Genomic DNA, 18303 nt, shown 5'->3' with positions numbered 1-18303 from the left:
CTGCATGTGATGCGTTCAACAGGGATGAAACCATGTCCGAAAGAGGATTGAATACCGTCAGCTTCGCTGGCCACGTTGCGTCGTCGGCGCAATTCAAGTCCCTGTACGCCGAAGGCATGGGCCTGGTCGAAGAGACCGCAAGTTATCTCGACGGCGTCGGCCGCCAGGCCTCCAAGGTTCTGCCCCGCATGGCCTCTGTGCTCTATGCGGCCGAATCGATGCGGCTGACCACCCGCCTGATGCAGATGGCCTCCTGGCTGCTCCTGCAGCGCGCCGTCAACAACGGCGAGATGAGCCGCGACCAGGTGCTTTCGGAAAAGAACAAGGTCCGCCTCGACAGCTTCAACGTCGACAAGACCGCGCCCGGCTGGAACGACCTGCCGGAAGCCTTCCGAGACCTCATCGAACGCTCGCTGCGCCTGCAGAACCGCATCGCCCTGCTCGACCGCGAGATCTACCGCCCGCAGGACGTCCAGACTTTCGCGCCGGACAACCAGAACAGCGTGCAGGCCCAGATCAACCTGCTGCAGACCGCCTTCGGCAACAACTGAGCAAAGACGGCAACGCCTGATGGAACCCGGCTTCGGCCGGGTTTTTTATTTTGCGGAACCCGCCCCTCATCCCCCTGCCGGGACCTTCTCCTCGCAGGCGGAGAGAAGGGAGTGTCGCGCCGGTTTCCCTACTTCTGCGGGTAAGCGATTGTGGGAAGAGGACGCGCCCAGCCTTCCTCGCCCCGCTTGCGGGGAGAGGATGCCGGCAGGCAGGTGAGGGGCGATCATCTGCGCCATAGGCAACAAAAAACCCGGCCGAAGCCGGGTTCTTCAAAATCTGCCGAAGCAGAAGGCTTAGAGGCCGAGGCCTTCGAAGCGCTTCTTGAACTTGGAGACGCGGCCGCCGCGGTCCATGAGCTGCTGGTTGCCGCCGGTCCAGGCCGGGTGCGACTTCGGATCGATTTCGAGGTTCATCGTCGCGCCTTCCGAACCCCAGGTCGAGCGGGTTTCGTACTCGGTGCCGTCGGTCATCACGACCTTGATGGTGTGGTATGCGGGATGGATATCAGCCTTCATGACAACTTTCCTGCCTGTTCCGGGGGCCAATTGTCGCAACGGATTGCGGCAGCCGGGCCAAAGACGTAAATGAAGCCGCGGTCGGTCGGACCTACGGCTTCCCAATTCGATGGCGAGCCTATACAGGAAGGCCGTCTGGATAACAAGGGCCGAAAGACAATTCGTGCCGCAAGGTGCTGGAAACGGGGGTATGGTGTCCACAGACAGAGAAGAAGGCGTGCAGGAGAAAACCGCGCGCCGCAACATTCGTCCGCTGGGCAGGCTTGCTCCCTATATCGGCCGCTATCGCGGCCTCGTCGCTGGCGCACTGGCGGCCTTGGTTCTGGCCGCCGGCACCACTCTCGTCCTGCCGCTCGCCGTGCGCCGCATGGTCGACCACGGCTTCTCCGGGGCCGATGCCGGCTTCATCAACACCTATTTCACGATGCTCTTCGCGCTGGCCGGCTTGCTCGCGCTGGCGAGCGCCATGCGCTACTATTTCGTCATCACGCTCGGCGAGCGCATCGTGGCGGACCTGCGCCGCGACGTCTTTTCCCATGTGACGACGCTTTCGCCCGCCTTCTTCGACGTCAACCAGTCCGGCGAGATCGTCTCGCGGCTGACGGCCGACACGACGCAGATCAAATCCGCCGTCGGCGCCACCGCCTCCGTGGCGCTGCGCAACCTCATCCTCTGTTTCGGCGCCATCGCCATGATGGTCTATACGAGCCCGAAGCTGTCCAGCCTCGTCATCGCCGCCATTCCCGTCATCGTCTTCCCGCTCGTCGCCTTCGGCCGCTCGGTGCGTCGCCGCTCGCGCGAGGCGCAGGATACGCTTGCCGCGGCCTCCGCCTATGCCGGCGAGGCGATAAGCGCCACCCGCACGCTGCAGGCCTTCAACGCCGAAGACGCCGCCCGCGCCCGCTTCTTCGGCGAAGTCGAGCAGGCCTACGGCGCCGCGCGTTCCGCCATCCGCGCCCGCTCGCTGCTGACGGGCTTCGCCATCGCCATGATCTTCGGCTCGGTCGTCGCCGTGCTCTGGTTCGGCGCGCGCGACGTGCTGGCGGGCACGCTTTCGGCCGGCACGCTCGGCCAGTTTCTGCTTTATGCGGTCTTTGCCGCCGGCAGCCTCGGCGCGCTCTCGGAAGTCTGGGGCGAGCTTTCGCAGGCCGCCGGCGCCGCCGAGCGCCTGACCGAACTCCTCGCCGAGCCGCCGGCAATCGCCGCGCCTGCGAACCCCGTGCCCCTGCCGCTGCCCGCCCGCGGCGAAATCACCTTCCGCGACGTGCATTTCTCCTATCCCGCCCGCCCCGGCTATCGCAGCATCAACGGCCTGGACCTTGCAGTGAAGCAGGGCGAGACCGTCGCCATCGTCGGCCCCTCCGGCGCGGGCAAGAGCACGATCCTCTCGCTGGTGCTGCGCTTCTACGATCCCGATGCCGGCACCGTGCTTCTCGACGGCGTGGACCTGCGCGCAGCCGACCCGGAGGCGCTGCGCCGCCGCATCGCGCTGGTACCGCAGGACGTCACCATCTTCGCCGCGACGATCCGCGACAACATCGCCTTCGGCATGTCCGGCGTCAGCGACGAGGCCGTGCGGGCCGCCGCAAGGGCAGCGCAGGCGGAAGAGTTCATCGAACGGCTCGACAGGGGCTATGACACCGCGGTGGGCGAGCGCGGCGTGACGCTGTCCGGTGGCCAGCGCCAACGTATCGCCATCGCCCGCGCCATCCTGAAGGACGCCCCGCTGCTGCTGCTCGACGAGGCGACCTCCGCGCTCGACGCGGAAAGCGAGACGCTGGTCCAGAAGGCCCTCGACGGGCAGATGGGCAAGCGCACGACCATCGTCATCGCCCACCGCCTCGCCACCGTGCTGAAGGCCGACCGCATCCTCGTCATGGAGGCGGGCCGCATCGTCGAGGAAGGCACCCACGCCTCGCTCATCCGTCAGGACGGGCTCTATGCCCGCCTTGCCCGCCTGCAGTTCGACCATGGCGGTCAGGCCTTCCTCGGAGAGGACCGCGCAGCCGGCTGAAACCGGAATTATCGTTCGGTGAGCTTCAACTCGATGCGGCGGTTGGTTGCCCGCGCCGCATCGTCGCTGCCCTCAGCGATCGGCTGGAACTCGCCGAAGCCGGCCGCGACGAGCCGGTTGGCCGGAACGCCCTGTGAAATCAGGAACTTGACCACCGAGGTCGCACGGGCCGAAGAGAGTTCCCAGTTGTCGCGGTAGCGGCCCGTGCCGGACAGCGGCACATTGTCCGTATGGCCGTCGACGCGCAGCACCCAGTTGATCTCCGAGGGAATCTCGCGGGCAAGGTCGAGCAGCGCCGTCGCCAGCTTGCCCATCTCCGCCTGCCCCGCCTCGTTGAGATCGCTGCCGCCCGAGGGGAACAGCACCTCCGACTGGAAGACGAACCGGTCGCCGACGATGCGGATGTTCTCCCGGTCGGAGAGGATCTCGCGCAAGCGGCCGAAGAAGTCGGAGCGATAGCGGTTGAGCTCCTGCACGCGCTGCGCCAGCGCGACGTTGAGCCGCCGGCCGAGATCGGCGATCTTCGCCTGCGAGGACTGGTCCTTGGCCTCCGAGGCCTGCAACGCCTCCTCGACAGCGGCGATCTGGCTGCGCAGCGCGGCGATCTGCTGGTTGAGCAGCTCGATCTGGCTCATGGCCCGGGCGCTCACCTGCTTTTCCGAATCGAGCTCGCCCACCAGCGTGGTGACGCGGGCATTGGCGACGTCCGAGGCGCCCGTGCCGCTGTCGAGCAATTGCTGGAGGCGCGTGCGGTCGCTTTCCGACTGAGCAAGGGAAGCCTGGAGATTGGCGAGCGCGTCTTCGAGATCCTGCTTGCCGCTCTTTTCCAGCGCCAGGAGCTGGGTCAGCTCGTTGATCTGGCTGGTCAGCCGGTTCAAGACGTCGTCCTTGCCGGAAATCTCGCGGCTGAGGAAGAACTGCGCCAGCACGAAGACCGTGAGCAGGAACATGATGGCGAGCAGCAGCGTCGACAGCGCATCGACGAAGCCCGGCCAGTAATCGACGGCGCGCTGGCTGCGCCTGTTGCGGGCGAGCGCCATCCCTATTCGCCCCCGGTCTTGTGGGCCTTCTCCGTCACGCGCTCGACGGTCTTCTCGCCGCTACGCGCGGCGAGCCGGTCGAGCGTGCGGCGCAGCGCCTTCGATTCCTCCTGCTGCGCCTCGATCCAGTCGCGCAGCATCTGCTGCTCGCTGCGCATGTTCTTGACGAGGCCCTGGATGCCTTCGGCAAGGCTGGCCATGGCCGCCGTCGAGCGGCCGGGACCGCTCTCCTGCGCCAGTTTGAGGATCTGCTGGGCGAGCGCTTGGACGTCGTTTGCGGAGCCCGCCGCCACGTCGGCGGCCGGCTGCAGTTCCGGGCCGACATCGGTGACGGAGGAAAGCCAATTTTCCAGTTCCGTATAGAACCGATTCTGCGCACGGCCGGCCTGCAGGTCGAGGAAGCCGAGGATCAGCGAGCCGGAAAGGCCGAAAAGCGAGGTCGAGAAGGCCGTGCCCATGCCTTCCAGCGGCGCGGAAAGGCCCTCCTTCAGCGCGTTGAGAATGTCGTTCGCCGTGCCCGCGCCGGCATCGAGCGACTGGATGACCGCGCTGATCGAGCCGATCGTGCCGAGCAGGCCCCAGAAGGTGCCGAGCAGGCCGAGGAAGACGAGGAGGCCGATGAGGTAGCGGGACGTGTCCCGCGATTCGTCGAGGCGCGTGGCGATGGAATCGAGGATCGAGCGCAGCGCCGTCGTCGAGAGCGCAACGGAATGGCGCCGGCCGATCAGGGCGCGCATCGGCGCGAGCAGCACGGGATCGCGCCCGACCTTCTCCGCGCTGCCGGCGGCGCGGAAGGAATTGAACCAGCGCACCTCGGGCCTGAGCGCCAGCACATGGTTGAAGACCAGCAGGATGCCGATCAGGAGCACGCCGAGGATGAGGCCGTTGAGGCCCGGATTGCTCAAGAAAGCCGTCTGCGCCTGACGGAAGAGGATGGCGGCCACGAAACCGACGATGATGAGAAAGATCACCATCGTCCAGAAGAAGGCCATGGGGCTTGAGAGTTTGTGGGGATAATCCTCCCCGGTCTCGGGCGACCCTCCCCAGCCCGACAGCCCAAGCTTCGCCATATCGTCTTCTCTCCGCTTCCTCGTCGGGCGGGAGACTAGAGGAAGATTGCGCCGAATTGAAGGGGTTAGCGGCAAGAGCCGCGCGGAATGCGCCGCCCGTTTACCCCTGTCAGCGCGTCGGCACCGGACGGTGCACGACTTCGGTGAGCGCCTTGTGGATATATTCGTTGCCGGCGATGACCGTGCCGGTATCGAGCATGGCGCTGCCGCCGGTCAGATCGGTCGCGTAGCCGCCGGCTTCGCGAATCAGGAGGATGCCGGCCGCCAGATCCCACGGCGCAAGGTCGCGCTCCCAGAAGCCGTCGAACCGGCCGGCGGCGACATAGGCAAGGTCGAGCGAGGCGGAGCCGAGGCGGCGCATGCCCGCGACCTCGCCCATGACATGGCGCAGCTCGACGAGGAACTTGCCGTGGTTGCCGCGGCCGAGATGCGGCACGCCGCAGCCGATGACGGCATCCGACAGGTTCTTGCGAGCCGCCACGCGCAGGCGCCGGTCGTTGAGAAAGGCGCCGCCGCCGCGCTCGGCGGTGAAGAGCTCGTCCGTCGCCGGGTTCAGCACCACGGCCGCGACGATCTCGCCGTTGCGCTCCAGCGCGATCGAGATCGCGAAGGCGGGAATGCCGTGCAGGAAGTTGGTCGTGCCGTCGAGCGGATCGACGATCCAGCGATGCGCGCCGTCGGTGCCGGCGATCTCGTCGGTTTCCTCGCCGAGGAAGCCGTAGGTCGGCCGGGCCTTCATCAGGTCCTCGCGGATCAGCTTCTCCGCCTTGCGGTCGGCCTGGGAGACGTAGTCGCCAGGGCCCTTGAGCGAGACCTGGAGGTTCTGCACTTCGCCGAAATCGCGCGCGAGCGATTTGCCGGCCTTGAAGGCGGCCTGAACCATGACGTTGAGAAGAGCTGAACGAGCCATGTAGAAAAGATCCTTCGGGAATGTCCGGCGCTTCGAAACGGCTGAGCCGCGGCGCGAAAACGCGCCGGGACCGGAATATGCGGCCTCAAAACCACAAATCCCCTCAAGTTTCAAGTCTTCGCCCCCTGCAAGGGCTGCAATGCAGGGGGCCCGATGCTGCAAAGGGTAAACGGGACGGCGTCAGGACCCCGAGCGGTACTTGTTCGCCGCGTCGATCGCCGCCTTCTGCTGCGTGTCGCTGAGGCCGAGATAGAAGTCCTCGAGCGAGGGATCGTTGAGGCCGGCGCGGCGCGCCAGCACGAACCATTTGGCCGCCTCGACCGGATCGGGCCGCGTGCCGATGGCGTGTATGTAGAGCTGGGCGAGCTTGCTCTGGGCGACGGCATTGCCGCCGCCGGCCGCCCGCTTCAGCCACTTGAATCCGGCCTCGTAGTCGCGCTCGCCGCCCGTGCCGTTGATCAGCCACATGCCGAGATCGAGCTGCGCCGTGTCGAACCCGGCGCGGGCCGCGCGCAGCAGCCACTCCCGTGCGCGCCTGGCCTTTTCCTCCGGCAGGTCCTTCAGGTTGATATAGATCTGCGCGACGGCGTATTGCGCGTCGGCGATGCCCTGCTCGGCGGACTTCTCGTAATAGGGCAGCGCCGCGCGCAGGCCCTTCTCACCCGGGGAATCGGCCACCAGCACCTGGCCGTAGTTGAATTGCGCGGAGGCATTGCCGAGATCGGCAGCCTTCTTCATCAGCTCGTCCGCCTTGGCGCGGTCCTCCTTGGAGCGCGAGCGCTCCATCAGGAGGATTGCATATTTGAACATGCCGGTGGGATCGCCGCCATCGGCGGCCTGCCCGTACCAGAACATCGCCTGTTCGCGGTTACGCTTGACGCCGAGGCCGCGGTCGAGGATCTCGGCCACCAGCGTCTGCGCGGCCGGATCGCCAAGCTGCGCGCGCGGCAGGGCCAGTTCCATCGCCGTCAGGTAGCGGCCGCGCTGGAAGGCGCCGTAGGCCTCGTCGATCTTGCCGGTGAAAGGCTTTTCCGCCGGCAGCGCCGGCAGGTCCGCACCCATGCGATCGAGCACGGAAAGGCCGGTCGAGGGACCATCGGCCGGCTCGTCCTTGCCGGCATCCGCCTTCCCGGCGGGCTGGTCCTCGACGGAGGCGGGCTCGGCCTCGGCGGCCGGATCCTTCGCGACGGCCGTGTCGTCCGCCGTGACGGAGGGTCCCTTCTTCGCCGCTTCCGCGAAAGCGGGCGCAGCCGAGAAGATACCCGTGGCAAGAAGCGCCACCGGCGCGATACGGCAAGCTTGAAGGAGAACGGCCCTGATCATGCGCCTACTATTGCTCAAACCGTGGCGCTTTTTCGTCAAGGAGGGCATTGACCGCCGCCACCACATGGGGCGCCTGCGCCGGATCGGCGAAAATCGCCTTGTCGAGCGCCACGAACTCCGCGCCGGTCTCGGCCGCGGCAAGCGCGGACTGCGGGTCCGTGCCGCCGAGCACGATGCAGGGGATCTCCACCATCGAGGCCCACCATTCGGCAAGCGCGAGGTTCTTCGGATGGGCCTCCGGCTTGATGTCGCCCCCGATCTTGCCGAAGAAGATGTAGTCCGGCTGCGCCTCGCCGATCTCCAGCGCCTTGTGCCGGTCCGTCGCGTTGCCGCCGCCGACGATGAGCTTCGGCGTGAACTTCTCGATGGCCTCGCCCAGTTCCTCGATACCGCCGGTGATATGGATGCCATCGGCCTTCGCCCGGCCGGCAACGCGGGTATCGCCGGCGACGAGCGCCGCGGCGCCCGCCTGCTGGACGATCGGCACCAGCATTTCGGCATGCTTCTGGAACTGGCCGTCGTCCAGCCCGTATTGCGGCAGGATCACCGAGGCGACGTCGCCGCCCTTCAAAGCGCCCTCCAGCATCGCGGCGCGGGCGGCCAGGTCCTCGCCCTCGGGCAGGATCAACACCAGGCGGCAGCGGGTTTTGGCATCGGACATGGATGAACTTCCTTAGAACAGGGCACTCAGGCTCGTCATAACAGATCAAAGCGGATAGACGGAAGGACGAACAGGATCAACTGCCCTCCATGCCCATCGACCCCACAATCTATTATGCCGCAATCCCTGCGGTCCTCCTCGTCGGCCTGACGAAGGGCGGCATGGGCGAGGCGCTGGCCCTGATGGGCGTGCCGCTGCTCGCCATGGCCGTTCCCCCCGTGCAGGCCGCCGCCATCCTCCTGCCCATCCTCGTGGTGATGGACTGCGTCTCGCTGTGGATCTGGCGCCAGCACAACGACCGCACGCTGCTGAAGATGCTGCTGCCAGGCGCGCTCCTCGGCATCGCGATCGGCTGGGCGACGTCGGCCTATGTGCCGCGCGATGCGCTGCGCCTCATCATCGGCCTCATCACCGTCCTCTTCGTCGCCCGCTATTTCCATAACAGCTGGCGCGCGCGGCATGGCTATGTCGTCCCGGCGCGGCCGCACCGCCTGCTGCCCGCCGCCTTCCTCGGCACGCTGTCCGGCTATGGCAGCTTCGTCGCCCATGCGGGCGGTGCGCCCTTCCAGGTCTACGGCCTGCCCCTGAAGCTGCCCCCGCGCGACTATACCGGCGCGGGCGTGCGCTTCTTCGCCATCCTCAACGCCGTCAAGCTCGGCCCCTATTTCGCCCTCGGCCAGCTCGACACGACGAACCTTGCCATATCCGCCACGCTGGTGCCGCTCGCCATCGCCGCGACGGCCGTCGGCGGTTTCGCCGTCAAGCGGATGAAGCCGGACGTCTTCTATCCCTTCATGTACGCCATGGCCCTCATCGCCGGCCTGAAGCTCGTCTATGACGGCATCCTCGCCTGGTTGTAACAACTGGAAATCCGGGCTCTTCGCAACGCACAAAACCCTTGCCGCAAATGCTGCTTTGCCATAGCTTCCGGCCATGGCGCACCCGGACCCTTTCATGGCGATTGCCGATCCCAACCGCAGGTTCCTGCTGGAGGAACTGCGCCGTGCGCCACGGACGGTCAACGAGCTTTCCGAGGGCCTGCCGATCAGCCGGCCGGCCGTCTCGCAGCATCTGAAGGCCCTGCTCGACTGCAATCTGGTCAGCGTCCGGTCCGAGGGCACCCGGCGCATCTACACGATCAATGCGAAGGGCTTCGACAGGCTCAATCTCTGGCTCGACCAGTTCTGGTCGTAGGCCGCGGTTGTCCCATTCCGGAACAGAACGCCCCGGCGCGCCATCATGGCGGCCAGGGCGTCTCGACGTCCAATGTTTTCGTGTACCGGGAGCGGTTTCGCGAAATGGGCTCCTGCCCTGGTCCTGCCATCAGGACCGACTGTCCGCGACCCTCACCCCTTCTGTAACTTTGGAAAAATCCCTGTCTTTTCAGTGAGAGGACCCGCGAAGGCGCTCGATCTCATCCTTGATGCGCAGCTTGCGACGCTTGATGTCTGCAATCGCCTGGTCCTCCGAGGAGGGCTGGTTCATTGCAGCGTGCAGCTCTGCTTCCAGAGCGAAGTGCTTCTTTTCGAGCGTGGCCAGATGAGCCTCAATTGTCATGTGACAGTTCCTTCCTTTTGCTTGCACCCGGTCATTTGCATGCCGAGTGATCCAGGTTGCAACAGAAACAGTGTGCCATGTCATTTTTCATTTGTCGAAGGCGAAAACGTGGCAAGGGATAACTTCCCGTTACCAGGGGTTTCGTGGTACGAGCAGCCTTCATACAGGCGAGGAACGCAAGAAAGCCGCGCCTCCGACGACGGGGAAAGAACAGCATGGCAGATCAGGAACAGGCTGAATTGCGGCTTGCCGCCGCACGGCTTCGCCAGGAGCACGAAGACTACGATGCCGCCATCAACGCCATGATCCAGGTCGGCTGCGAAGCCCTCAGAATCCAGCGCATGAAGAAGAAGAAACTGGTCCTGAAGGACAAGATCTCCAAGCTGGAAGACCAGATCATCCCCGACATCATCGCCTAACCGGACGAGACGCCTTGGACACGACAGAAACGCCCCCCGTCGCCATCATCATGGGAAGCCAGTCCGACTGGGAGACGATGAAGAACGCCGCCGATACGCTCGATGCGCTCGGCGTCGATTACGAGGCCCGCATCATTTCGGCGCACCGCACGCCCGACCGGCTCTACAGCTTCGCGCGCGGGGCGAAGGCGGAAGGCTTCAAGATCATCATCGCCGGGGCCGGCGGCGCGGCCCACCTGCCCGGCATGGCCGCGGCGATGACGCCGCTGCCGGTGTTCGGCGTGCCGGTCCAGTCCAAGGCGCTGTCCGGCAAGGACAGCCTGCTCTCCATCGTGCAGATGCCCGCGGGCATTCCGGTCGGCACGCTCGCCATCGGCAAGGCCGGCGCCGTCAACGCCGCGCTGCTCGCCGCCGCCGTGCTGGCGCTCGGCGACCCCGAGCTCGCCCACCGCCTGGACGAATGGCGGGAGAACCAGTCGAACGCCGTTGCCGAATATCCCGTGGACGGACCGCTATGAGCACCCGCACGATCGGCATCATCGGCGGCGGTCAGCTCGGCCGCATGCTGTCCATGGCGGCCGCCCGGCTGAGCCTTCGCACCGTCATCCTCGAGCCGCAGGCCGGTTGTCCGGCCGCTCAGGTCGCCAACGCCCAGATCGTCGCGGCCTATGACGACGCGGATGCGCTTGCCGAGCTTGCCCGCGTCTCGGACGTCGTCACCTACGAATTCGAGAACGTGCCGGTCTCCGCCGCCGAGGCGCTCGCCGCGGCGGTCGCCGTCTATCCGCCGCCGCGCGCGCTGGAGGTCTCGCAGGACCGGCTCGTCGAAAAAAGCTTCATCCGCGACTGCGGCATCCTCACCGCCGATTTCGCCGCCGTGGACAGCCAGGCCGAACTCGAGGACGCGCTCGACCGCTTCGGCGGCGTCGGCGTGCTGAAGACGCGCCGGCTCGGCTATGACGGCAAGGGCCAGCGGCTCTTCCGCTCCCCCGCCGAGGAGCGCGACGGCGCCTTCGAGGCGCTCGGCGGCGTGCCGCTGATCCTCGAAAGCCTCGTACCCTTCGAGCGGGAGATCTCGATCATCGCCGCGCGCGACCGCGACGGCACGATCGCCTGCTACGACCCGGCGGAGAACGTCCACCGGAACGGCATCCTGCACACCTCCACCCTGCCCGCCCGGGTCAGCGAGGCGACCGCCGACCAGGCCCGCAAGGCCGCGCGCGCCATCCTCGACCAGCTCGGCTATGTCGGCGTCATCGGCGTCGAGTTCTTCGTGCTGCCGGACGGCGGGCTCGTCGCCAACGAGATCGCCCCGCGCGTGCACAATTCCGGCCACTGGACGGAGGCGGCCTGCATCGTCTCGCAGTTCGAGCAGCATATCCGCGCCGTCGCCGGCCACACGCTCGGCGATCCGCGCCGCCATTCCGACTGCGTGATGCAGAATCTTGTCGGCGACGATATCGAGGACGTTCCCGCCTGGCTCGCCAGGCCCGGCGTGCTCGTCCATCTCTACGGCAAGAGCGAAGCCCGGCCGGGTCGCAAGATGGGACATGTCACGCAGATCGTCAGCTGACGCGACGAAGGGAAAATCGTGCTCCAAGGCCGAAAAACCCGTCAAGGACGCTGGAAAACCGGCCTGCGGCGCGGAAAACCCGCCGCCAATGGTTGACAGTGGATAAGTGACACGGTACATGCCTGCCAACCCGAAAGCGCGCCCGCAACGGCGCGTTTTTGATTGAGGAAATCCGGCGAACTCAAGTCGCCCTGCAATACGCGGATCAGAAAAATGAAGATCAAGAATTCGCTCAAGTCGCTCAAGGCTCGTCATCGCGAGAACCGCCTTGTTCGCCGTAAGGGCCGCATCTACATCATCAACAAGCAGAACCCGCGCTTCAAGGCTCGTCAGGGCTGATTGGCGTCGTGGTCGCCGTCCCGCACAGGGATGCGATGATCGAAAAATATTGATTTGAAGTTGGGCCATGGCGGTTTACCATAACCGCCATGCGCTTTTTCATGCTTACAGCACTCTGCCTTTCCCTTGCCCTGATCGGTGCCGCACCGAGCGCAGCCCTTGCGCAGCCGGCGGACAAGGCCTCCGTCGATCCCGCTTCCGGCGCCTTCACGACACCCGCCCAGCGGCTCGAAAAGCTCTTTGCCGAACTGAAGCACGAGGCCGATGCGGACAAGGCCCGCGGCGTAGCCGACCAGATTCGCCGGGAATGGCAGGAATCGGGCAGCGCCAGCATCAACCTTCTCATCCAGTGGGCCGACAAGGCCATGTCGGAGGAACGGAACGCAGCGGCGCTCGATTTCCTCGACGAGGCGATTCGCCTGAAGTCCGACTATGTCGAAGGCTGGAACCGCCGGGCCACGCTGCACTTCAAGATGGGCAACCGCCGCAAGTCGATGTCCGATATCAACCAGGTTCTGGCCCTGGAACCCCGCCACTTCGGCGCGCTCGCCGGCATGGCGGCGATCCTGGCGCAAGCGGGCCGGGACGAGATGGCGCTGCGAGCCTGGGAGCGTTTCCTCGACATCTACCCGGCCGAACGGCAGGCGCAGAAGGAAATGGGCGATCTCGCCGAAAAGCTGACCGGCCGGCGCACATAACCCACCGCAAGCCCCTGGAATCGACAAGGCGGGCCGAAGCCCGCCTTGTGAAGGATCTCGTCAGGAATAGCGCCTCAGACGCCGCTGACGCCGTCCGCGCCGATATAGGCGATGCGCAGCATGTTCGTGGCGCCGGGCGTGCGCAGCGGCACGCCGGCCGAGATGATGATGCGGTCGCCCGGCTTGCCGAACTCTTCCGCAACGACGATGCGGCAGGCGCGGTTCACCATGTCGTCGAGGTCTTCCGCGTCGCCCGTGACGACGCAGTGCAGGCCCCAGACGACCGAGAGGCGGCGTGCCGTCTCGATGACCGGCGAGAGCGCCAGGACCGCCACCTCCGGCCGCTCGCGCGCCGCGCGCAGGCCCGTCGTGCCCGAGGACGTGTAACAGACGATGGCCGACAGCTTCAGCGTTTCGGCGATCTGGCGTGCGGCGAGCGAGATGGCGTCGGCACCGGTCGCTTCCGGCGTCGAGCGCTGGGCATAGATGATGCCCGGATAGTGCGGGTCGCGCTCGACCTTGCTGGCGATCGAGGCCATGGTGGAGACGGCCTCGACCGGATAGTCGCCCGAGGCGGATTCGGCCGACAGCATCACGGCGTCCGCGCCCTCGAAGACGGCGGTCGCGACGTCGGAGACCTCGGCGCGGGTCGGCACGGGAGCGGAGATCATCGATTCCAGCATCTGCGTGGCGACGACCACCGGCTTTCCGGCGCGGCGGCAGGCGCGGATGAGCTGCTTCTGCAAGCCTGGCACGGCTTCCAGCGGCATTTCCACGCCGAGGTCGCCGCGCGCCACCATGAGCGCGTCGGACAGTTCGATGATCTCGTCGATGCGCTCGATCGCCTGCGGCTTCTCGATCTTCGACATCAGGCCGACGCGGCCGCGGGCGACCTTGCGCACCTCGGCAAGGTCTTCCGGGCGCTGGATGAAGGACAGCGCCACCCAGTCGACGCTGCCGGTCGCCAGAACCGCATCGAGGTCGACGCGGTCCTTCTCGGTCAGCGCGCCGACGCCGAGCAGCGTATCGGGCAGGCTGACGCCCTTGCGGTCGGAGATCTTGGTGCCGGAGACGACGGTACAGACGATCGACTTGCCGTCGGAGCTTTCGGCGCGCAGGTGCAGCTTGCCGTCGTCGATCAGAAGACGATGGCCGGGCTTGACGGCCTCGAGGATTTCCGGATGCGGCAGGTAGACGCGCGTGTTGTCGCCCGGCACGTCCTTGTTGTCGAGCGTGAAGGTTTGGCCGGGCTTTAGCTCTTCCGAGCCGTTGGCGAACTTGCCGACGCGCAGCTTGGGGCCTTGCAGGTCGGCGAGGATGCCGATCGGACGGCCGCAGCGGGCTTCCACGGCGCGGATGCGGCTGATCAGCGTGCGCATCACATCGTGGCTGGCATGGCTCATGTTGATGCGGAACAGATCGGCCCCGGCCTCATGCAGCTTCTGGATCATCTGCTCGTCAGACGATGCCGGTCCGAGCGTGGCGAGGATTTTGACTTTTCTGTTCCGTCTCATCAGTTCTGGCTTTCCTGGGTCCCTGGCGTATCTGAGAGCTGCACCATCCAGCTCCCCTGTCGGCCCGTGTCATATTCCTTGAAGCCCATGCGCTGGAAGCCGCGTGCGAAGCAGTCCTGCACGCCCGTGATCTTGAACTCGTTCTCGGCGACGCACATGTTGACGTCGCCGGTCCAGCGGCCGCCGCGGGCGGCGTCTTCGGCATAGAGATAATAGTAGCGCGACTGCAGCTCGCCCTCGATCAGCGTGGCGCAGGTCGTCGCGGGAACCTGCCACCAGCCCTCGGTCATCCAGCCTTCCTTGGCGCGATAGCCGATGGCGACGCCGACGAGGTTCTGCGTGCCGTTGCAGACGCGGAAATCGGCTTTCGCCGTATCCGGCACGGACAGGGCAGCAAAGCCGGCAAAGGCGAAAAGACCGGCCTGGAAGAGGCCGCGGGCTTTCGGGAAAAACGGGCGATGGCTCTTGGCTCTCACGGCTTCCGATGCAACTCCGTTGATTTGGATACGCGCTTTCTTGCGACGGCAGGGCATGAATGTCAACGCAACACTACAGCGCCCTTGCGCGTCGTTCACGACGCGCAAGGGCGCTGTAGAGATTTGAAACCGCTGCCTAACTCTGCTGCATCGTTTCAGATGCAGCAGAGTTAGGCAGCGGTCGATTACAATTTCACGACGGCAGAAGGAATCTTTCCTGAAAGGAGAGGCTGTGCTTGCGGCTCCCATCCCCCCATGCGATCACTCGGCACGAGTGGCGCAATTCGGCAAAAGGCATGCAGGACCATCCCCCCTTTGAAATCATCGACGGCGACCTCGGCCTCGGGCTCGTCATCCTGGCGGACCACGCCACCAATCGTCTGCCCGAACGCTACGGCCGCCTCGGCCTGCCGGACAGCGCCTTCGAGCGCCATATCGCCTATGACATCGGCGTCGAGGGCGTGGTGCGCGGCCTTGCAGCCCGGCTGAACGCGCCGGTCGTCCTGAGCCGCTTCTCCCGCCTCCTGATCGACCCCAACCGCGGCGAAGACGATCCGACGCTCGTCATGCGCATTTCCGACGGCGCGATCATTCCCGGCAACCACCCGATCACGCCCGAAGAATGGCGATACCGGCTCGAAACCTTCCATCGCCCCTATCACGATGCCGTGTCCCGGACGATCAGTGCCGTCGCGGAAAAGACCGGCAGGGCGCCGCTCGTCCTCTCCATGCATTCCTTCACGCCGGCCTGGAAGGGCGTCGCCCGTCCCTGGCAGGTGACGGTGCTGTGGGACAGCGACCATCGCGCCGTCCGCCCGCTGCTGGCGGCGCTCGAAGCGCCCGGCGATGTCGTCGTCGGCGACAACGAACCCTATGACGGGGCACTGCGCGGCGACACGATGTTCCGCCATTGCATGAGGCTCGGCATCCCGCATGCCCTCATCGAGATCCGCCAGGACGAGATCGGCGATGCGGCAGGGATCGCCCGCTGGGTGGAGCGCCTTACGCCGGTCTTCGCCCGGTTGAATGCGGACGAGGCGCTGCACACATATGAGATATTCCCCTCCCGCACCGGACCCTATTGAGGCCAAGACGATGACCGAACTCAGCAAGGAACAGCAGACCGAGTTCGAGGCGGCCGCCTTCCGCCGCCTCCTGAAACATCTCAGCGAGCGCAGCGACGTGCAGAACATCGACCTGATGAACCTTGCCGGTTTCTGCCGCAACTGCCTGTCGAACTGGTATCGCGAGGCGGCGAACGAAGCCGGCGTGCCGCTCGACAAGGAGGCCTCCCGCACGATCGTCTACGGCATGCCCTATGAGGAATGGCGCGCCCGCCACCAGCGCGAGGCGAGCGAGGCGCAGAAGGCCGCCTTCGAGGTGAACCGCCCGAAGGAATGAGCTTACCCCCGTGAAAATCGGGGCGCAGGCCTTGATCTTGCCGGAAGTTCGCGGCAAGTCACGGCCTTCGAATTTTATTCCATCCAAGGAGACAAGCATGTCGGATGCCCACGGCGTCGCCCGCGACCAGCTTCGCGCGTTCATCGAGCGGATCGAGCGCCTCGAGGAAGAAAAGAAAACCATCGCCGACGACATCAAGGACGTCTATGGCGAAGCCAAGGGAACCGGCTTCGACACCAAGATCCTGCGCAAGGTCATCCAGATTCGCAAGCAGGACAAGGACGAGCGCATGGAGCAGGAAGCCATCCTCGACACCTACCTCCAGGCCCTCGGAATGATCGAGCTGCCGCCGGACGCGTGAGCGCCTCCCGCAAGAGCCAAACAAAAACCCGCCGGATCGCTCCGGCGGGTTTTTTATTGAAGTGATCGGCGAACCTCAGTTCCCGGCGCCCTGGAACTTGCGCACTTCCATGAAGTTCACCGCGGTGCCGCTGAAGCGGCCGGCGTCGATTGACTTGCCCTCCGGCTGGAAGCCGGCCATGTAGACGGTCGTCGGCGCGGCGCGCAGCGTGCGGCTGACGAAGCGCGGCGCCTTGACCGGCTTGGAGAGCGTGGCGACGCGGCCCTGGGTCAGCGCCCATTGCGAGATGATCTTCTGCGTCAGCTTTGGCTCGGTGCGGATCGCGCCGCGGCTTGCCGCATCGGCATCCTTCTTCTTTGGGCGTCCGCCCTTGGACATCGTCTCTTCCGCCGGCTTGCCGTCAAAGGCGTCAAGCCCAGAAAGCGAGCGTGCGCCGCCGGTATCGGTCGACACGAGCGCGGCCATTTCGATCGGGCCGCCGGCGGTCACGTCCCGCGTCGGATCGGCGAGCGCGGCAAGGCTGGAGCGGTCGGCGGCGGTCGGCAGCGCGACCTCGGCTTCCGCGGCGGCCATTAGCGCGGTCTGCGACTGGTCGAGCGAGACCTCGGGACGCAGGCCCGGCACCGGAACCATGGCGAGTTCTTCCGCATCCTCGACGGCCGCCTCCGCGGTCAGGACCGCGCCGGGCTCGACGTCGCCCGGCTCTGTGCGTGCGCCGAGCAGGACGGGAAGCGGGATCTTGTAGGCTGCGAGATCCTCGAATTCAGGCTTCTGCTCTTCGGTCGTCGCCGCTTCGAGGGCCGCGACCGCGCCGCTCGTCGCCGGGGCGACAAGGGCAAGCTCGCTGGTCGTCTCGGCGGCCTTGAAGGCGGGGCGGCTGCCCGGCACCGGCGCGTTGAAGGCAAGTTCCGTCTCGGCCTCGACGGCGACCGGCTTCTTCTCTTCGGCGACCTTCGCCTTCGCGCCGCCTTCATCGAAGTTGTCGGGGATGGCGGCGTTGCTGGCGATCATTTCGGGTTCTTCATCCTCGTCGCCACCACCGCCGAAGAGCGCGGCCAGGAAGCCGCCCTTGCGCTTGGAGGCCGACGGGTTGGAGCCGCCGCCGGCCACCTCGATCGTGTTCGCGCCGACGCGGCGCTTGTAGTCGGCGACCGCCTGCTGGTAGCCCGGCAGCGGCTTGCCGTCCGTCGGCACATGCATGGTCTTGCCGTCGGGGAAGAGACCGGCGAGTTCCTGGCGGCTCATGCGCGGCCAGGCGCGCACGCTGCCGACGTCGAGATGCACGAAGGGCGAGCCGGACGTCGGATAGTAGCCGACGCCGCCGACCTGGAATTTCATGGCGGTGGCGCGCAGCGTCGCGAGCTTGACGCCCGGAATGTAGAAGTCCATCGCCTTGCCGAGCATGTGCTGGCTCTTCTTGGCGACGCCCTTGGAGCGCGAGCGCAGCATGCCGTTGGTGGCCGGCGAGCGATAGGCAGAGACGACGTTGATGTAATCCTTGGCGCCGACCTTCTGGTAGACTTCCCATACGAGATCGAGGAGCCGCGGGTCCATCTTGGTCGGCTCGTTGCGGCGCCAGTCGCGCAGGAACTGGTTGATCTGCTTCAGGCCGCGCGCATCGTAGCGCCCGTTGCGCTTGAAGGTGATCTCGGCCTTTTCGCGGGTGTGGATGAAATAGAGCTTCAGCGTGCGATTGCCGCTCTCGGCCTGGACCGTCGCGGGAATGGCTGTGGGCAGGATGAGGGCAGCGGACAGCACAGCCGTGGACAAAGCCTTGGGCAGCTTTTGCAACACTGTCTTGCAGAGGCTGCCCAGGGAGGCCCCAGGGCGCTTCATCGATGCGAACAAATTTGCCAACTCTTTCCCCGTCCGAAGGACAA

Annotated in this window: 22 protein-coding genes; 12 read left to right on the top strand and 10 right to left on the bottom strand. The window is 66.0% G+C overall.

The features are described from left to right. The first annotated feature begins 32 nt into the window (after positions 1-32). On the top strand, positions 33-551 hold the full coding sequence (locus tag AB3G45_RS10250) for a DUF1465 family protein (RefSeq protein WP_367830446.1): 519 nt from the start codon (positions 33-35) through the stop codon (positions 549-551). 294 nt (positions 552-845) lie between these two features. Here AB3G45_RS10250 and rpmE read toward each other — a convergent pair whose 3' ends face one another. Continuing rightward, positions 846-1067 carry a 50S ribosomal protein L31 gene (gene rpmE, locus AB3G45_RS10245; RefSeq protein WP_023516320.1) on the bottom strand — a complete coding sequence of 74 codons (222 nt, stop codon included), beginning with the start codon at positions 1065-1067 and terminating at the stop codon, positions 846-848. Positions 1068-1257: 190 nt separating this feature from the next. Here rpmE and AB3G45_RS10240 point away from each other — a divergent pair, with 190 nt between their 5' ends. Next, positions 1258-3081, top strand: coding sequence for an ABC transporter transmembrane domain-containing protein (locus tag AB3G45_RS10240; RefSeq protein ID WP_367830445.1), 1824 nt, complete (start codon positions 1258-1260; stop codon positions 3079-3081). Between the two features lie 8 nt (positions 3082-3089). On the opposite strand, the gene AB3G45_RS10235 is transcribed toward AB3G45_RS10240, so the two are convergent. The 5 genes from AB3G45_RS10235 to AB3G45_RS10215 form a co-directional block, all read right to left on the bottom strand. Further along, entirely contained in the window at positions 3090-4121 is a 1032-nt protein-coding gene (locus AB3G45_RS10235) for a peptidoglycan -binding protein (protein WP_367830444.1), read from the bottom strand. A gap of 2 nt (positions 4122-4123) precedes the next feature. Further along, positions 4124-5191, bottom strand: a complete 1068-nt coding sequence (locus AB3G45_RS10230; RefSeq protein ID WP_367830443.1) for a flagellar motor protein MotA — start codon at positions 5189-5191, stop codon at positions 4124-4126. 109 nt (positions 5192-5300) lie between these two features. Beyond that, positions 5301-6101, bottom strand: a complete 801-nt coding sequence (locus AB3G45_RS10225; protein ID WP_367830442.1) for an inositol monophosphatase family protein — start codon at positions 6099-6101, stop codon at positions 5301-5303. A gap of 180 nt (positions 6102-6281) precedes the next feature. Further along, positions 6282-7424 (bottom strand): tetratricopeptide repeat protein, encoded by a 1143-nt coding sequence (locus AB3G45_RS10220; protein WP_367830441.1) that lies wholly within the window; start codon positions 7422-7424, stop codon positions 6282-6284. Between the two features lie 7 nt (positions 7425-7431). Further along, positions 7432-8085, bottom strand: coding sequence for a thiamine phosphate synthase (locus AB3G45_RS10215; protein ID WP_367830440.1), 654 nt, complete (start codon positions 8083-8085; stop codon positions 7432-7434). An 89-nt stretch (positions 8086-8174) separates the two neighbouring features. Here AB3G45_RS10215 and AB3G45_RS10210 point away from each other — a divergent pair, with 89 nt between their 5' ends. Both AB3G45_RS10210 and AB3G45_RS10205 read left to right on the top strand, forming a co-directional pair. Then, positions 8175-8945, top strand: a complete 771-nt coding sequence (locus AB3G45_RS10210; RefSeq protein ID WP_367830439.1) for a sulfite exporter TauE/SafE family protein — start codon at positions 8175-8177, stop codon at positions 8943-8945. A 73-nt stretch (positions 8946-9018) separates the two neighbouring features. Beyond that, positions 9019-9279, top strand: a complete 261-nt coding sequence (locus AB3G45_RS10205) for an ArsR/SmtB family transcription factor (RefSeq protein ID WP_367830438.1) — start codon at positions 9019-9021, stop codon at positions 9277-9279. Positions 9280-9468: 189 nt separating this feature from the next. Here the strand turns inward: AB3G45_RS10205 and AB3G45_RS10200 are convergent, their stop codons facing one another. Then, positions 9469-9642, bottom strand: coding sequence for a YdcH family protein (locus AB3G45_RS10200; RefSeq protein ID WP_367830437.1), 174 nt, complete (start codon positions 9640-9642; stop codon positions 9469-9471). A 215-nt stretch (positions 9643-9857) separates the two neighbouring features. On the opposite strand from AB3G45_RS10200, the gene AB3G45_RS10195 reads away from it, so the two are divergent. From AB3G45_RS10195 to AB3G45_RS10175, 5 genes are all read left to right on the top strand, one after another. After that, on the top strand, positions 9858-10061 hold the full coding sequence (locus AB3G45_RS10195; RefSeq protein ID WP_024271181.1) for a YdcH family protein: 204 nt from the start codon (positions 9858-9860) through the stop codon (positions 10059-10061). Between the two features lie 50 nt (positions 10062-10111). Then, entirely contained in the window at positions 10112-10579 is a 468-nt protein-coding gene (purE, locus tag AB3G45_RS10190; protein WP_367833552.1) for a 5-(carboxyamino)imidazole ribonucleotide mutase, read from the top strand. Beyond that, complete coding sequence (locus tag AB3G45_RS10185) at positions 10576-11634, top strand: 5-(carboxyamino)imidazole ribonucleotide synthase (protein ID WP_367830436.1); 1059 nt, start codon at positions 10576-10578, stop codon at positions 11632-11634. Before purE ends, AB3G45_RS10185 begins: the two co-directional genes overlap by 4 nt. A 213-nt stretch (positions 11635-11847) precedes the next feature. Next, positions 11848-11973, top strand: coding sequence for a type B 50S ribosomal protein L36 (gene ykgO, locus AB3G45_RS10180; protein ID WP_024271182.1), 126 nt, complete (start codon positions 11848-11850; stop codon positions 11971-11973). A gap of 80 nt (positions 11974-12053) precedes the next feature. Beyond that, positions 12054-12671, top strand: a complete 618-nt coding sequence (locus tag AB3G45_RS10175; RefSeq protein ID WP_367833551.1) for a hypothetical protein — start codon at positions 12054-12056, stop codon at positions 12669-12671. A gap of 74 nt (positions 12672-12745) precedes the next feature. Here AB3G45_RS10175 and pyk read toward each other — a convergent pair whose 3' ends face one another. Together pyk and AB3G45_RS10165 are read right to left on the bottom strand one after the other, a co-directional pair. After that, a complete protein-coding gene (pyk, locus tag AB3G45_RS10170; RefSeq protein WP_367830435.1) occupies positions 12746-14185 on the bottom strand; it encodes a pyruvate kinase in 1440 nt (479 codons plus the stop codon). After that, positions 14185-14574 (bottom strand): DUF1036 domain-containing protein, encoded by a 390-nt coding sequence (locus tag AB3G45_RS10165; protein WP_306414950.1) that lies wholly within the window; start codon positions 14572-14574, stop codon positions 14185-14187. Before AB3G45_RS10165 ends, pyk begins: the two co-directional genes overlap by 1 nt. A gap of 383 nt (positions 14575-14957) precedes the next feature. Here AB3G45_RS10165 and AB3G45_RS10160 point away from each other — a divergent pair, with 383 nt between their 5' ends. The 3 genes from AB3G45_RS10160 (at position 14958) to AB3G45_RS10150 (ending at position 16423) form a co-directional block, all read left to right on the top strand. Then, positions 14958-15746 carry an N-formylglutamate amidohydrolase gene (locus AB3G45_RS10160; protein ID WP_367830434.1) on the top strand — a complete coding sequence of 263 codons (789 nt, stop codon included), beginning with the start codon at positions 14958-14960 and terminating at the stop codon, positions 15744-15746. Between the two features lie 10 nt (positions 15747-15756). Then, on the top strand, positions 15757-16062 hold the full coding sequence (locus AB3G45_RS10155) for a DUF1244 domain-containing protein (protein ID WP_367830433.1): 306 nt from the start codon (positions 15757-15759) through the stop codon (positions 16060-16062). Positions 16063-16159: 97 nt separating this feature from the next. After that, on the top strand, positions 16160-16423 hold the full coding sequence (locus AB3G45_RS10150; protein ID WP_367830432.1) for a DUF2312 domain-containing protein: 264 nt from the start codon (positions 16160-16162) through the stop codon (positions 16421-16423). Between the two features lie 75 nt (positions 16424-16498). Here AB3G45_RS10150 and AB3G45_RS10145 read toward each other — a convergent pair whose 3' ends face one another. Beyond that, positions 16499-18259, bottom strand: coding sequence for a DUF882 domain-containing protein (locus tag AB3G45_RS10145; RefSeq protein WP_367833550.1), 1761 nt, complete (start codon positions 18257-18259; stop codon positions 16499-16501). Positions 18260-18303 lie beyond the last annotated feature (44 nt).

This window comes from Shinella sp. S4-D37 (genome assembly GCF_040812195.1).
Taxonomy (GTDB): domain Bacteria; phylum Pseudomonadota; class Alphaproteobacteria; order Rhizobiales; family Rhizobiaceae; genus Shinella.
Note: the sequence above shows the minus strand (reverse complement) of the source record. Positions and strands in the feature narration are given on the sequence as shown.

Bases quoted from the DNA above. Each gene is read 5' to 3' on its own strand.
- AB3G45_RS10155 (WP_367830433.1), top strand. From the start codon at position 15,757: ATGACCGAACTCAGCAAGGAACAGCAGACCGAGTTCGAGGCGGCCGCC.
- AB3G45_RS10210 (WP_367830439.1), top strand. From the start codon at position 8,175: ATGCCCATCGACCCCACAATCTATTATGCCGCAATCCCTGCGGTCCTC.
- AB3G45_RS10160 (WP_367830434.1), top strand. From the start codon at position 14,958: ATGCAGGACCATCCCCCCTTTGAAATCATCGACGGCGACCTCGGCCTC.
- AB3G45_RS10250 (WP_367830446.1), top strand. From the start codon at position 33: ATGTCCGAAAGAGGATTGAATACCGTCAGCTTCGCTGGCCACGTTGCG.
- AB3G45_RS10235 (WP_367830444.1), bottom strand. From the start codon at position 4,121: ATGGCGCTCGCCCGCAACAGGCGCAGCCAGCGCGCCGTCGATTACTGG.
- AB3G45_RS10215 (WP_367830440.1), bottom strand. From the start codon at position 8,085: ATGTCCGATGCCAAAACCCGCTGCCGCCTGGTGTTGATCCTGCCCGAG.
- AB3G45_RS10230 (WP_367830443.1), bottom strand. From the start codon at position 5,191: ATGGCGAAGCTTGGGCTGTCGGGCTGGGGAGGGTCGCCCGAGACCGGG.
- AB3G45_RS10185 (WP_367830436.1), top strand. From the start codon at position 10,576: ATGAGCACCCGCACGATCGGCATCATCGGCGGCGGTCAGCTCGGCCGC.
- AB3G45_RS10205 (WP_367830438.1), top strand. From the start codon at position 9,019: ATGGCGCACCCGGACCCTTTCATGGCGATTGCCGATCCCAACCGCAGG.
- AB3G45_RS10220 (WP_367830441.1), bottom strand. From the start codon at position 7,424: ATGATCAGGGCCGTTCTCCTTCAAGCTTGCCGTATCGCGCCGGTGGCG.
- AB3G45_RS10240 (WP_367830445.1), top strand. From the start codon at position 1,258: ATGGTGTCCACAGACAGAGAAGAAGGCGTGCAGGAGAAAACCGCGCGC.
- AB3G45_RS10200 (WP_367830437.1), bottom strand. From the start codon at position 9,642: ATGACAATTGAGGCTCATCTGGCCACGCTCGAAAAGAAGCACTTCGCT.
- purE (WP_367833552.1), top strand. From the start codon at position 10,112: ATGGGAAGCCAGTCCGACTGGGAGACGATGAAGAACGCCGCCGATACG.
- AB3G45_RS10225 (WP_367830442.1), bottom strand. From the start codon at position 6,101: ATGGCTCGTTCAGCTCTTCTCAACGTCATGGTTCAGGCCGCCTTCAAG.
- ykgO (WP_024271182.1), top strand. From the start codon at position 11,848: ATGAAGATCAAGAATTCGCTCAAGTCGCTCAAGGCTCGTCATCGCGAG.
- AB3G45_RS10195 (WP_024271181.1), top strand. From the start codon at position 9,858: ATGGCAGATCAGGAACAGGCTGAATTGCGGCTTGCCGCCGCACGGCTT.
- pyk (WP_367830435.1), bottom strand. From the start codon at position 14,185: ATGAGACGGAACAGAAAAGTCAAAATCCTCGCCACGCTCGGACCGGCA.
- rpmE (WP_023516320.1), bottom strand. From the start codon at position 1,067: ATGAAGGCTGATATCCATCCCGCATACCACACCATCAAGGTCGTGATG.
- AB3G45_RS10150 (WP_367830432.1), top strand. From the start codon at position 16,160: ATGTCGGATGCCCACGGCGTCGCCCGCGACCAGCTTCGCGCGTTCATC.
- AB3G45_RS10145 (WP_367833550.1), bottom strand. From the start codon at position 18,259: ATGAAGCGCCCTGGGGCCTCCCTGGGCAGCCTCTGCAAGACAGTGTTG.